This is a genomic window from Kitasatospora sp. NPDC050463 (assembly GCF_040655255.1).
Classification (GTDB): domain Bacteria; phylum Actinomycetota; class Actinomycetes; order Streptomycetales; family Streptomycetaceae; genus Kitasatospora.
Map to the genome: position 1 here is coordinate 214359 of NZ_JBFAJO010000001.1, position 13434 is coordinate 227792.

Consider the following 13434-nt stretch of genomic DNA (forward strand, 5'->3'; position numbering starts at 1 on the left):
CCGAGCCGTTCATCCGCGCTGCTCCTGAGGTGGTCATGGCCGATACGTTAGCAGTAAAGGTTTGAGATGTTCAAAGTACTTGTTTGAGATGTGGACCGCGCAAGGGTAAATCCGGACACGAACCAGGCTGACGCGCCATCAGATCGCACCCCCGAACCGATTGACCGTTTGGCGGTTATACGTATAACTTGGACGCAGCCCCCGCCCATCCCTGCCCAGAACCGGAGACCCGTCCATGGGCTATCTCGCCCTGCTCCGTGCCCCGCACGTCAGCCGCCTGCTCCTCGGCACCCTGCTCGGCCGCCTGCCCGCCGGGATGACCGCCCTGGTGATCGCGCTGGCCCTGCGCGAGGCCGGCACCCCGTACAGCCGGATCGGGCTGGCCACCGCCGCCTACGCGATCTCGGCCGCCGTGGGCGGGCCGGTGCTGGGCCGGATCGTGGACCGCACCGGGCAGCCGCGGGTCCTGCTCGCCTCCGCCGTGGTCGCGGGCGGCGGGTACGCGCTGCTGGCGCTCGCGCCGGGATCGGCGCTGGCCGCGCCGGTCGGCGCCGCGATCGCCGGGCTGGCCATGCCGCCGCTCGAACCCTGCCTGCGCTCACTGTGGCCGGATGTCGTCGAGGAGAAGCAGCTCGACACCGCGTACGCCTTCGACTCCGCCTCGCAGCAGATCCTCTACGTGGCCGGCCCGCTCGCGGTGGCCGGGATCGCGGGCGTGTTCAGTCCGGTCGCGGCGCTCTGGGTGGCGGCCGGACTGGGGCTGGCCGGGGCACTGGTGGTGGCCACCGCCGGACCGGCCCGGGCCTGGCAGGCACCGCCGCGCGCGCACTCGGCCGGCCTGCTCGGCCCGCTCCGCTCCCCGGGCCTGGTGCTGCTGCTGATCGGCCTGGCCGGCGCCGGCTGGGCGGTCGGCGCCCAGAACGTCCTGTTCATCGCCTACGCGGAGGCGCACGAGGGCGGCCTGCCGGGCGGCGCGGGAACGCTGCTGGCGCTGGCCGCGCTGGGCGGACTGCTCGGCGCGCTCGGGTACGGGGCGGTGCGGTGGCGCAGCAGCACGGCGACCCGCACCTGGGTAATGGCGCTCGGGATGGCCGTCTCCTACCTCCCGCTGGTGCTGTTGCCCGGCCCGTACCCGATGGCCGCGCTGGCCTTCCTCTCCGGGCTCGGGCTGGCGCCGCTGCTGGCGGCCGCGTTCGTGCTGGTCGCCGAGTTGGCACCGGTCGGCACGGTGACCGAGGCGTTCGCCTGGCTGGTGACGCTGTTCGCGACCGGCAACTCGCTCGGCTACGCCGTCTCCGGCAACCTCGCGGAGGGCTCGCTGCGCCCGGTGGCGCTCTGCGCGGCCGGCGGGATCGCCCTGGGCGGGCTGCTGCTCTTCGGCGCCCGCCGCTGGTTCCAGCCCCTGCCGGCGGCCCCGGTGGCACAGCCGGTACCGGTGGGCTGAGCCCACCCCAGGACGTGACTGCGCCCGTCGGACCGGGTGGTCTGGCCGACGGGCGCAGTCACTTCTTCACCGAGGTCACCCGTCAGGGCGTCCCGGGCATCGATCAGCTGTGGCGGCCGCGGCCTCCCCAGGCGATCAGGGCGAGCAGCAGGCCGGCGCCGAGGACGGCCGCACCGAGCATGCCCGCGAGGGCGCCGACGCCGCCACCGGTGCCGGGCAGCTCGCCGCCGTGGCTCGGGGTCGGATGCGTCGGGTGCGTCGGGTGCGGCGAGTTCGGTGATCAGGCCGTTGGTGCAGTCGGACACCGAGCAGGTGTGGCGCAGGGTGTAGGTGACGTTCTCGCCCGGTACCGGGGTGGCCTTGTCGACCGACTTGGTGAAGGTGACGGCGGCCTCGGCGGGCGGGGCGCCCAGGGTGCCGGTGAGCAGGGTGCCGCCTAGCAGCCCGAGGGCGGCGGCCAGGCGTGGCAGGCGTGGCAGGCGTGGCAGGCGTGGAGATCTGGATCAGAGCGTCCGCATGGCGAAATCTCATCGTCCGTTTATCCGCCTGTTGCTGCAGCGGGAGACGTACTGACCGGATTTCACCTGTTCGAACTAGTCCGAACGGCCCTTCCCGGTGGTCAAGGCGTCGACAGCGGTATCGGCTCAGGTGTCGGAGGAGGTGTCGGCGTCGACGGCGATGTCGGAGGAGCGTCGGCTCAGGTGCCGGCCGCGGTCGAGGAGCGCAGCACCAGCGAGGTCGCCAGCGGCGCCACCGGCACGACCGGCTCGCCGCGGAGCAGGTCGGCGAGGGCCGCGACCCCGGCGCGGCCCAGGTCCTCGCCGGGGAGGTCGACGGTCGTGAGCGGCGGGGTGAGCAACTCGGCCACCGGGATGTTGTCGATCCCGACCACCGAGAGGTCCGCGGGCACCCGCAGCCCCAGTTCGGCGGCCGCCTGGTAGACCCCGGAGGCCACCACGTCGTCGTCACAGATCACCGCGTGCGGGCGGTCGGGGCGCTCCAACAGCCGGCGGGCGGCGCTGCGGGCGGCGGGCTGGCCCTCGTTGAGGCTGACGCCCAGCTCGACCACCTCCAGGCCGAACGCTGCGGCGGCCTGCTCGAACGCGGCCTGGCGGACCCGGAAGGTGTAGGCGGAGTGGGTGGAGCGCAACCGGCCGATCCGCCGGTGGCCCAGCCCGGCCAGGTGCTCGACGGCGGCGCGCATGCCGCCGGCCACGTCCAGCTCGACGGTCGGGCGGGCCCGGTCGCTGCCGGGGTCGGCGTCCAGGAAGACGGCGGGGGTGTCGGCAGGCAGTGCACCGAGCTGACTGTCGTCCGGGGAGCAGATCAGCAGGCCGTCGAACCGGCTGGTGGTGGCCGCGTCGGCGAGGGTGGCACTCCCCCAGCCGGAGCTGACCACGACGGCCAGGCCGTGCCGGCCGGCCTCCTCGTGGACGCCCTCCAGCACCCGGCCGAAGAACGGGCCGAGGATGTTCGGCACGGCCAGCAGGATCATTCCGCTGCGACCGAGGCGCAGTTGCCGGCCGGCCGCCTGTGGGCGGTAGCCGAGGCTGCGGGCCGCCTCCCGGACGCGTGCACGGGTGGCCTCCGAGACCCGGCGGCCGGCCTCGGAGCCGGAGAACACCAGCGAGACGGTGGCCTGCGAGACCCCGGCGAGCCGTGCCACGTCCCGCCCGGTGGGCTTGCGGACCGGGGGCGGCCAGGTGCCGCTGACGTGCTCGCCCCGCGGTGACACGGGCTCGGGCAGCGGTTCGGCCGGCGGATCGGGATCGGGGGCGGGCACGGCGGCGGCGCGGATCAGCCCTGCAGGGCGGTGGCGCGCGCGGCGTCGTCGGCCGCGTCCTCCTCGGCGTTCTGGCTGGCGATCCGCTCGGCCGTCCGGCTGCGGATCCCGTCGACCTTGCCGGAGATCTGGGCCGACATCTCGTCGCGCTGCCGGCTCAGCAGGACGTAGCTCAGCGGCGCCGAGACCACCGCGGCCACCAGGAACAGGAAGATCGCGCCGGACTGCCCCTTGACCGGGATGACCTGGAAGTGGCCCAGCAGCAGGGCGACCAGCAGGCAGCCGAGGAAGATGCTGACCCGCATGGAGGTGTAACGGAGCGTGGCGTGGGACTTGTTGCTCACATTGCTGCTCACGGAGGACACATCCTTCTCTGCGCGGGGTCTGGGCCGGTCTCCCAGTGAAGCATGCCCGACGGACCGCGCGGGGAACGGGTCGCCCGTCCCCGCCCGCCCCCGCGCCGGGAACCCGCGCCGGAAACCCGCGCCGCCATGCCGTCAGCCCGTACCGTCAGCTCGTGCCGTCCGCGCTGGTCGTCAGCCCGTGCCGTCAGCGCTGGTCGTCAGCGCAGGTCGAGCCACATCGTGACGTCGTCGCGGTCGTCCCCGGGAGCCACCCGGATCGCGGCCGGGACCCGGCCGACCTCGGTGTAGCCGCAGCGGCCGTAGAAGGCCTCCAGGCCGAGGCCGCCGCGCAGGGTCAGTCGCAGCCCCTCCAGCCCCCAGGCCCGGGCGACCCGCTCGGCCTCGGCCATCAGGTCGGCGCCGTAGCCGCGCCCCTGGAAGTCGGGGTGGACCATGACGCGCTTGAGCATCCGCCAGTGGTCCATCGGGCCGAACCGCATGGATTCGAGGAACAGCAGGGCGGCGAGCCGGCCACTCTCGCGCTCGTGGGCGATCAGCAGCCGGTCCGGCCCGGCCGGCGCGAGGCCGCCGAACTGTGCGTCCGCGGTCTTCCAGACCTCGTCCTCCGTCACCGGTGCCACGAAGCCGACCGCGCCGCCGGCGTTGGTGACGTCGGTCCAGAGCCGGACGATGTCGGAGCGCAGGTCGGGGTCGGACCCGGGATCGAGAGTGAAGGCAAGCGTCATGGCTGCCGAGCCTAGCCGCCGGTCACGACAGGCTCATTGCGGGAGTGCTGCGGCCGGCCGGACCGGCGCCGTCCCCCGCAACGCCAGGCAGAGCAGGACGGCGACCGCGCAGAGCCCGCCGGCCGCGTACCAGGCGAGGTCGTAGGTGCCGAGCGCGTCCCGGGCGAGACCGGCCAGCCCGGCCACCGCGGCCGCTCCGATCTGGTGGCAGGCCAGCACCCAGCCGAAGACGATCGGCGCGTCGTCGCCGAAGTGCCGGCGGCAGAGCGCGACGGTCGGCGGCACGGTGGCCACCCAGTCCAGGCCGTAGAAGATCACGAAGGCCAGGATCGGCGGCTCCAGCGAGCCGGCGAACAGCTGCGGCAGCAGCAGCAGCGAGAGCCCGCGCAGCGCGTAGTAGGCGACCAGCAGCGTCCGGGAGTCGAAGCGGTCGGTGAACCAGCCGCTGGCGATCGTGCCGACCACGTCGAAGATCCCGATCAGCGCCAGCAGGCTCGCCGCCGTGGTCACGGGCAGCCCGTGGTCATGGGCGGCGGGGATGAAGTGGGTGCCGACCAGACCGTTGGTGGTCGCGCCGCAGATCGCGAAGGAGGCCGCGAGCAGCCAGAAGGCGCGGCTGCGGGACGCCTCGCGGAGCACCCTCAGCGAGCGGACCAGCGCCCGGTCGTCGGTGACCGGCGCGGGCGGAGCCTCGGTCGCGCCGTACGGGAGCAGGCCGAGATCGGCGGGCCGCTCGCGCATCAGCAGCAGCACCGGGACGGCGACGGCGCTGGCCGCCAGCGAGACGACGACGACCGCCGAGCGCCAGCCGTGCTGCTCGACCAGCCAGGCGCCGACCGGCAGGAAGATCAGGTTGCCGGCCGCGCCGGCTGCCGTGAGCACGCCGGTGACCAGACCCTGACGGGCGCGGAACCAGCGGCCGGTGACGGTGGTGGCGAAGGCCCCGGCCATCGAGCCGCTGCCGAGGCCCACCAACACCCCCCAGCAGAGCACCAGTTGCCAGGGCTCGCGCATCAGCATGGTGAGGCCGGCGCCGACCGAGATGGTCAGCAGGGCGCAGACCACCACCAGCCGGACGCCGAAACGGTCCATCAGGGCGGCGGCGAAGGGCGCGGTGAGGCCGTAGAGGGCGAGGTTGACCGAGGTGGCGCTGGAGATCGTCCCCATCGACCAGCCGAACTCGTTGTGCAGCGCGTCCATCATCAGGCTGGGCGCGGAGCGGAATCCGGCGGATCCGAGCAGCACCAGCAACGAGACGCCGGCGACCACCCAGGCGTAGTGCGGCCGGGGTCGACCGGCCCTGCCCGGCCTCGGGAGACCGACCGGGGCGGAGCCCGGCGCGGGGGTGGGGCCCAGTGTGGCGGTGGGGCCCGGTGTGGGGACGGGGCCCGGTGTGGGGGCGTTGCGTTCGTTCACCCGGCCGAGTCTCCCGAACGGCGCGAGCCACCACGAGTGGCCTGACTGCCAGCTTTCACAAGGATCGGGCCAGCGGCCCGGCGTACGCTGATCGGCGACCGGAGAAGCGGGGCCGGGCGACGGGCCGGACGGCACCGGTAGGGAGCGGAGGGGCGGGCACGATGGTGCACAAGGTCGCGGTACTGGCACTCGACGGGGTGATCGCCTTCGAACTGGGCATCCCCGCACGGATCTTCGAGTCGGCCAAGGATCCCGACGGCGTCCCGTACTACCGGGTGGCCACCTGCACCGTGGACGGCCGGCCTGTCCCCACCAGCACGGACTTCCGGATCGCCGTCGACCACGGGCCCGAACTCCTGGAATGGGCCGACACCGTGGTGATCCCGGCCTCCACGGACCCGGGCCCGAAACAGGTCGACGCCGTTCTCACCCCCGCCCTGACCGCCGCACTGGCCCGGATCCGGCCCGGCGCCCGACTGGTGTCGATCTGCACCGGCTCCTTCGTCCTGGCGGGCGCCGGGCTGCTGGACGGCCGACCGGCCACCACCCACTGGCGCTACACCGAGCGCTTCGCCGCCCTGTACCCGAAGGTCCGGCTCGATCCGGACGTCCTGTTCACCGACGACGGCACCGTGCTCACCTCGGGCGGGGTGGCGGCCGGCATCGACCTCTGCCTGCACATCGTGCGCCGCGACCACGGCAGCGCGGTGGCCAACGCGGTGGCCCGCACCTGCCTGGTGCCGCCCTGGCGCGAGGGCGGCCAGAAGCAGTACGTGGAACTCCCCCACCCGGCCCTCGACGCCGGTCCCGGCGCCGCCGCCGTCCGCGCCTGGGCCCTGGAACACCTGGACCAACCGCTCCCGCTGCGTCGACTCGCCGACCGGGCGGGCATGAGCGTGCGGACCTTCACCCGACGGTTCCGCGAGGAAACGGGCAGCAGCCCGGGCCAGTGGCTGACGGTGCAGCGCGCCGAGCGCGCCCGCCAGTTGCTGGAGAGCACGGACATGACGATCGACCAGGTCGCCCGGGAGTCCGGCTTCGGCACGGCGGCCTCGCTCCGGCTGCGGCTGCGCGGGCGCCTGGACGTCGCGCCGAGCGCGTACCGGCGCACCTTCCGGTCGGCGGAGCGGCCACGCCGACGGGCGGTCGGGCCGGTGGGCGGCTCAGCCGGCGAGTGACCGAAACCGGCCCCTCGCGGTGGACGAATTGGACGGCGGCAGGCCGCACGCACCCCGAGCACGGCACGGCCCGCCGCCATCCAATCGTGAAGCACGGGCCCTGAACCCGCGCACAGCTCACCGCACTCGCCAAGGAGCCACCGCGCGATCGGCGTACCACGGCCCCCCTGCTGACACGATCCCCCTGGACAGCAGCACCGCAGTGGCGTTCGGGTGTTCCCTCGGCGTCCCCTCGCAACGGAGAGCTGCTCCCAAGAGTGATCAGTCGGATACGTCACGTCAATGGGTTGTCCGAAATTCGGAATGGTTGCGTCAGGTTTCGGCCCGATGATCGCCGGGTCGTCACTGGGCCAGTGCGGCCCAGTCCACGGCGGTCAGCGGGTCCACCGGCCGGGCGTCGGCGCCGATCTCGCACCAGACCCGCTTGCCCGAACCGTCCGGATACCAGCCCCAGCGGTCGCAGAGCAGCTCGACCAGCTCCAGACCGCGCCCGTTGGTGGCCTCGGCGTCCGGGCCCGCGTGCCGGGGGGCCGGGGCGGCCTGGCTGGCGTCCGCGACCTCGACCCGGAGCGGGCCGAGACCGGCCGCCTCGCGCAGGGCACCGCAGCCCGTACCGTCCGCCGGGCCGCCGTGCACCGGGGAGCCGTCACCAACCAGGGAGCCGTCACGCACCGGGGAGCCGTCGACCGGGAAGCACAGCCTCAGGACGGCCGGACAGCCGGTGTGCACCACGGCGTTGGTCACCAGCTCGGAGACCACCAGAACGACCGTCTCGGCGATCGGCGCGTCCGGATCCACACCGTGGTTGAGCAGCCGGGAGCGCACCCAGCGGCGGGCCCTACCGACCTCGGCGGGGTCCGCCTGCACCGCAAGCTGTACCTGAAGAACCTGCACCGCTCCACCACCCGCACTCGCAGTTCGGCCATCGTCTCGATCGGGCCGGATCGTCCAGCCGGCTGGTCCCGGCACCGCCGGGCCGCCGCAGCCGGGTCGCCGTACGTCACACCCGGTACGTCGTGCCCGCGCCATCTCGTCCGTCGCGCTCCGGCTGCGACACGAATACGCCTCAGGATGGTTCGACGGGCGGACCGCAGCAAGCGCTTCGGGCATATTCCAGCGATCGGGGGACAGGGCAGTGCATACTGTCCCGTTCACTCTCGCGAGCCTCGCACCGGCGATCGTCCGGCCCGGGCCGACCGGCCGGCCATGCAGTGGCGAACCTACCGCCGGACACCTCGGACGCAGCACCCGCCACTCGCGAACCACCCGTGCGACATATGTCCAACGGCCTTCGAACAGCGGGATCGTCGGCAGATCGCTCGATGTGACGATCCGAAACTGCGCGTTCCATTCCGCACCGAATCCGCCCGCTCCCGGAAGGCCGCAGGATACCGTTGGGTACGGCAGCGAACCCCACGGCAGGAGGGTGGTTACCGATGGCCACCCCCGGCAGCGCCCCGCGCTGGGACGAGCAGCTCCAGCGGCGCCTCGCCCGGGGCGAGGAGACGGCCCTGGGCGAACTGTACGACCAGCTAGCGCCGATGGTGCACGGGCTGGCCGGGCGGATACTCGCCGACCAGGCCGCCGCCACCCAGCTCACCCGCGAGATATTCGCCCACGTCTGGGAGCACCCCGAGGCGTTCGACCCCGCCCAGGGCTCGCTCCGCTCCTGGGTCGGCGCCCTGACGCACAGCCGCGCGGTCGACCGCCTGCGGGTCCGGCGCGCCGCCGAGGCCCCGCCCGGCACCGAGCGCGCGGACGGCGGCGGCGCGGGCGTGCTCGCCGGGCCCGCCGAGGAGGAGATCCGGGCCGTGGCCACCGCCGCCCGCGTCCAGTACGTGGTCGAGTCCCTGCCGCAGAGCCTGCGTGAGACGATCGCGGTGTCGTACTACGACGGCCGCACCTACCAGGAGACGGCCCGCCGGCTCGGGATCAGCGAGCAGACCGCCAAGCAGCGGATGCGGCTCGGCCTGGAGCTGCTGGCCACCGAACTCGCCGAGGAGCACGCCCACAAGCGGCAGGCGGGCCGCCCCGACCGCCGCCCGCACGACGGGTGCGACGGCGGAGCGCGGCAGGACGCCCCGCACGCCCCGCACCACGACGGGCGGCTCCACGAAGGACAGCAGCACGGCGGACAGCGCCACGGGAACGGGGGCGGGGGCACGTGACGATCACCGAGGAGCAGCACGAGGCCCTGCGCTCGCTGCTCGGCGCCTGGGCCCTGGGCGCCTGTCCGCGCCCCGAGGCCGCCGAGCTGGAGCAGCACCTGCGCGGCTGCCCGGCCTGTGCCGAGGAGGCCGCCCGGCTGCGGGACGCGGCCGGTTGGCTCTCCGCAGACGAACCGCTCGACCAGCCCGGCTCGCTGCGCCAGCAGGTGCTCGACTGGTGCCTCGCCCGGCGCCCGGCCGAACTGCCCGTCCCCGCCTGGGGCGTGCCCTACAGCGCGGAGACCGCCAAGCTCGACGCGCTGCTGCGCGACCTCGGCCCGGAGGAGTGGCAGGAGGTCGCCGAACTCCCGTGGCACGGCGGCACCGAGTACCTGCGCCCGGCCGAGGTGCTCTGCCACCTCGCCGCCGTGGACGGCTACGTGGCGCTCGCCCTCGGCCTGCCCGACCCCGTCCCGGGCGTCGGCGCGCCGACGGCCGACCGCCGGGTACCGCCGCAGGAGTCCGCTCCGGCGTTCCCCCGGGTGCCCCGGCAGAGCGGCCCGACGTGGGCCGGGATCACCGAGCGCACCGCCCGGTTGACCGCCGAGCAGGCCGGGCAGCCGCCGCAGCGGGTCCGGGCCCGGTGGCGGCGGCACTGCCACGAGCTGGTCCGCACCGCCGCGTTGGCCCCGCAGGGCAATACGCCGGTGGACTTCGGCCCCGTCACCGTGCCGCTGCGCGACGCCTTCGTCGACCGGGCCTTCGAGTGCTACGTCCACGGCGAGGACGTGGCCCGCGCGGTCGCCTATCCGTACGCGCCGCCGGCGCCGCAGCACCTGCGGCAGATGGTCGACCTGGCCGTGCGGATGCTCCCGGCGGCGCTGGCGGGCTTGCGCGCCACCCGGCCCGAGCTCGCCGGGGCTCCCTCGGGCGGGTCGCCCGACGGCCGGGTCCGGCCCGGCCGGCAGGTGCGGCTGGTGATCGACGGACCGGCCGCCGGCGAGTGGCTGATACCGCTGGACGGTCCCGAGTGCGGCCCGCCCGGCGAGCCGGTGGCCTCGATGGTCCTGGACGGGCTGGAGTTCTGCCAGTTGGCGGCCGCGCACCGCGACCCCGACCGGGTGCCGGTCGGCGAGCACGGCGACCGGGTCGCGATCCGCGAGGTGCTCCGGGCGGCACCACTGCTGTCCCGCCCGTAACCGCCGGAGCGAACCCACCGGAGCGAACCGACCGGGGCGGAGCCGACCGGGGCGGAGCCGACCGGAGCTAGGCGAAGACCACCGTACGGGTGCCGTTGAGCAGCACCCGGTGCTCGCTGTGCCACTTCACCGCGCGGGCCAGCGCCTGGCACTCGACGTCCCGGCCGAGCGCGACCAGCTGGTCCGGGGTGATGTCGTGGGTCACCCGGGCCACCTCCTGCTCGATGATCGGGCCCTCGTCGAGGTCGGCGGTGACGTAGTGCGCGGTTGCGCCGATCAGCTTCACACCCCGGGCGTGGGCCTGGTGGTAGGGCTTGGCGCCCTTGAAGCTCGGCAGGAAGGAGTGGTGGATGTTGATCACCTTGCCGGACAGCGCGGTGCAGAGCCCGTCCGAGAGCACCTGCATGTAGCGGGCCAGCACGACCAGTTCGACGTTCTCCTTGGCCACCAGGTCCAGCAGCTGCTGCTCGGCCTCGGCCTTGTTGTCCCGGGTGACCGGGATGTGGTGGAACGGAATGCCGTAGCCCTCGGTGAGGCCGCGGAAGTCGGTGTGGTTGGAGACCACCGCGGCGATCTCCACCGGCAGCGCGCCGATCCGGGTGCGGAACAGCAGGTCGTTCAGGCAGTGCCCGAACTTGCTGACCATCAGGACGATCCGCATCCGCTCCTCGGACGGGTGGATCTGCCACTCCATCCCGAACGAGGCACCGATCGCGGCGAAGCTGGCCCGCAGCTTGTCCACGGTCACCGGCTCCGGAGCGGAGAAGTGCACCCGCATGAAGAACAGTCCGCTGTCCCCGTCCCCGAACTGCTGGCTGTCGATGATGTTGCAGCCGGTCATGAAGAGGTAGCTGGAGACCGCGTGGACGATGCCCTGCTTGTCGGGGCAGGACAGCGTGAGGACGTACTGGGCGCTGGCCGTCTGCTGTTCCACGGTGGGGATATCCGTCCTGAGGTCGTGCTGTTGGTGAGTGGTCCAGCGTGTCACATCCTGGACAGCGGCCGTTCCGGTGCCCGTACTGCGGGACGGCCCGGCCCTACCGGCGGGAGCCCGGGAACCGGAGCGCGGCAGCACGCAGCAGCGCCGGGCGGGCCCGGCGCGGATCGGGCGGAGGTCAGGAGGAGGTCAGGATGCGCAGCACGTCCAGCGAGCGCGGCGGGGCGTCCGGGTCCTCGCCGTCGTTGACCGCCAGCTTGACGTGGGCCTCGCGGGCCGCCCGGACCGCCTCAGGCCAGCCGTGGTGGCCCAGGTACGCGGAGGCCGGGGCGTCCGCGCCGACCTGGTGCAGGATCCGGACCACCCGCAGCACCGCGACGTCCACCACCGCGGCCTCGGCCGAGTCCCGGAAGATCGTGCCGACGTACTTCTCGGCGGACCAGCGGTCCAGCCAGGTGTCCTCGACCAGCCGGTAGACGGCGTCGGTCACATCACCGAAGCCCTCCCGGCCGGAGAGCCAGGTCTCCTGCTGGAACCCGGGGTCGGACAGCATGTGCAACGCCGAGCGCAGTCGGGCTCGCCAGCGCCACCAGGGCAGGTCGTTGAGCGGCATGCCGCCCATCGTGCTGGAGCGGTGGCCCGGACGAGAAGGGTTTCGGGAAGACCGATACGAAGAATCTGTGCTGGCGGACATGGAGAACGATCGTACGTTCCTCGGACGGTTCGTGCTCCTCCTCCTGATCTACACGCGTCCCTGCCCGGAGTTCGGGTGTCGTTTGCCACCCGTTCGCTTTTCGGCCCTCTCGGCTTGCTTCGCCCGGGCTTGGCTGGTGCCGGTGCGCTGTGGAGCGCCCCGGGAGGGAAGACCGATGACCAGCCGAAGGGCCTCGTCCCAGGCTCAGAAGCCGATCGCGGCACGGCGCAGCCGCCGCCCGATCGCCGCAGCAGCCATCACCGTGGCGCTGCTCCCAACCCTCTTCTCGGCCTCCGCGTGCGGCGGACCGGCCGACGCCGCCACCGGCGGTGGCGAGCTGACCGTGATGACCTGGGCCCCGTCCGGCACCGGCTCCGCCGACCGGCCCGGCATGACCGCCCTCGCCGAGGCCATCGGCCGGGACCTCAACGCCAAGGGCGGTCTCAACGGCCGCCCGATCCGCGTCCTGACCTGCAACGAGCACAACACCGCGGGCGGTGCCACGGCCTGCGCGCAGCAGGCGGTGGACGCCAAGGCGGTCGCCGTGCTCGGCTCCTACAGCCAGTACGGGGACAACTTCATGCCCGTCCTGGAGCGCGCCGGCATTCCGCTGATCGGCGGGTACGGGCTCTCCCAGCCCGAGTTCAGCAGCCCGCTGTCCTACCCGGTGGGCGGTGGCCTGCCGGCCCTGATCGGCGGCAGCGGCCGGCAGCTGGTGGAGGCCGGCTGCAAGGCCGTCGCACTGGTCCGGCCGGACACCCCGGCCGGAGACACCCTGCTCGGCTACCTGGCCAACGCGCTCAAGCCGGCCGGGATCAAGCTGCTGGACGTCAAGGCGCCGGAGCAGTCCAGCGACTACACGCCGGTCGCCCGCAAGGCGATCGGCAAGGACGAGCCGGCGAACTGCGTCACCTCCGCCCTCGGCGCCCAGCCGACCGGCAACCTGCTGGACTCCTACCGCCGGCTGGGCCCGAAGAACACCCGGATCGCCTCGGTGATCGGCAGCGTCCAGCAGTCGGTGGTCGACTCCACCGGCGGCGACAGCGGCCCGCTGGCCGGCGCCTACGTCACCAGCTGGTACCCGCCGGAGTCCGCCAAGATCTGGGACGCGCTGCGCTCGGTGGTGCGCGGTGACTCCGCCGGCGGCCGGGACGTCGACGTCTCCGACCCCGGGGTGCAGACCACCTGGGTCGCCTACGAGGTCTTCCGCCAGGTGTCCGAGCGGCTGTCCGCCGCCGGGAAGCCGCTCACCACCAAGACCGTGACCGCGCTGCTGGACGGCGGCGAGCAGATCGACGTCGGGCTCACCCCGCCGCTGAACTGGGGCACCACCAACATGCTGCCCAGCACCGAGTCGCCGCGGCTGGTCAACACCTGGGTGTCCTACCAGGTGGTCAAGGGCGGCCGGATGACCCTGCAGCAGCCGGGCTTCGTGGACGTCCGCTGGGTGCTCACCGGGGGCCGGCCGCCGGCCTGACGGCGGCCGGCGATCCGAGGGGCCGTCCCGGGCGACCGACGGCGGCCCCGGCCCGCCCCCGCCGCCCGG

12 protein-coding genes are annotated in these 13434 nt (G+C 73.7%); 5 read left to right on the forward strand and 7 right to left on the reverse strand.

The annotated features are described in order from the left end of the window. Positions 1 to 235 precede the first annotated feature (235 nt). The gene (locus AB0J08_RS00925; RefSeq protein WP_360624677.1) at positions 236 to 1444 is read left to right on the forward strand and encodes an MFS transporter; all 1209 of its coding nucleotides are present in this window, start codon (positions 236 to 238) and stop codon (positions 1442 to 1444) included. Between the two features lie 697 nt (positions 1445 to 2141). Here the strand turns inward: AB0J08_RS00925 and AB0J08_RS00930 are convergent. The 4 genes from AB0J08_RS00930 to AB0J08_RS00945 all read right to left on the reverse strand — a co-directional run bounded on the left by AB0J08_RS00930 (position 2142) and on the right by AB0J08_RS00945 (position 5733). After that, positions 2142 to 3227, reverse strand: a complete 1086-nt coding sequence (locus AB0J08_RS00930; RefSeq protein WP_360624680.1) for a LacI family DNA-binding transcriptional regulator — start codon at positions 3225 to 3227, stop codon at positions 2142 to 2144. Positions 3228 to 3241: 14 nt separating this feature from the next. Next, entirely contained in the window at positions 3242 to 3583 is a 342-nt protein-coding gene (locus tag AB0J08_RS00935; RefSeq protein WP_360624683.1) for a DUF4229 domain-containing protein, read from the reverse strand. A gap of 206 nt (positions 3584 to 3789) precedes the next feature. After that, the gene (locus AB0J08_RS00940; protein WP_360624686.1) at positions 3790 to 4317 is read right to left on the reverse strand and encodes a GNAT family N-acetyltransferase; all 528 of its coding nucleotides are present in this window, start codon (positions 4315 to 4317) and stop codon (positions 3790 to 3792) included. Positions 4318 to 4350: 33 nt separating this feature from the next. Then, a complete protein-coding gene (locus AB0J08_RS00945; RefSeq protein ID WP_360624690.1) occupies positions 4351 to 5733 on the reverse strand; it encodes an MFS transporter in 1383 nt (460 codons plus the stop codon). 161 nt (positions 5734 to 5894) lie between these two features. Here AB0J08_RS00945 and AB0J08_RS00950 point away from each other — a divergent pair, with 161 nt between their 5' ends. After that, entirely contained in the window at positions 5895 to 6911 is a 1017-nt protein-coding gene (locus AB0J08_RS00950; protein WP_360624693.1) for a helix-turn-helix domain-containing protein, read from the forward strand. A 342-nt stretch (positions 6912 to 7253) separates the two neighbouring features. Here AB0J08_RS00950 and AB0J08_RS00955 read toward each other — a convergent pair whose 3' ends face one another. Further along, positions 7254 to 7805 (reverse strand): ATP-binding protein, encoded by a 552-nt coding sequence (locus tag AB0J08_RS00955; protein WP_360624696.1) that lies wholly within the window; start codon positions 7803 to 7805, stop codon positions 7254 to 7256. Between the two features lie 542 nt (positions 7806 to 8347). On the opposite strand from AB0J08_RS00955, the gene AB0J08_RS00960 reads away from it, so the two are divergent. Both AB0J08_RS00960 and AB0J08_RS00965 read left to right on the forward strand, forming a co-directional pair. Next, a complete protein-coding gene (locus AB0J08_RS00960) occupies positions 8348 to 9079 on the forward strand; it encodes a sigma-70 family RNA polymerase sigma factor (RefSeq protein WP_360624699.1) in 732 nt (243 codons plus the stop codon). Next, on the forward strand, positions 9076 to 10257 hold the full coding sequence (locus AB0J08_RS00965; protein ID WP_360624702.1) for a zf-HC2 domain-containing protein: 1182 nt from the start codon (positions 9076 to 9078) through the stop codon (positions 10255 to 10257). The genes AB0J08_RS00960 and AB0J08_RS00965 overlap by 4 nt, the downstream gene beginning before the upstream one ends. 67 nt (positions 10258 to 10324) lie before the next feature. Here the strand turns inward: AB0J08_RS00965 and purU are convergent, their stop codons facing one another. Next, entirely contained in the window at positions 10325 to 11200 is an 876-nt protein-coding gene (purU, locus tag AB0J08_RS00970; protein WP_360625155.1) for a formyltetrahydrofolate deformylase, read from the reverse strand. A gap of 172 nt (positions 11201 to 11372) precedes the next feature. Beyond that, the gene (locus AB0J08_RS00975; protein WP_360624705.1) at positions 11373 to 11807 is read right to left on the reverse strand and encodes a hypothetical protein; all 435 of its coding nucleotides are present in this window, start codon (positions 11805 to 11807) and stop codon (positions 11373 to 11375) included. Between the two features lie 256 nt (positions 11808 to 12063). On the opposite strand from AB0J08_RS00975, the gene AB0J08_RS00980 reads away from it, so the two are divergent. Next, positions 12064 to 13365, forward strand: a complete 1302-nt coding sequence (locus tag AB0J08_RS00980; RefSeq protein WP_360624709.1) for an ABC transporter substrate-binding protein — start codon at positions 12064 to 12066, stop codon at positions 13363 to 13365. The last annotated feature ends 69 nt before the right edge of the window (positions 13366 to 13434 follow it).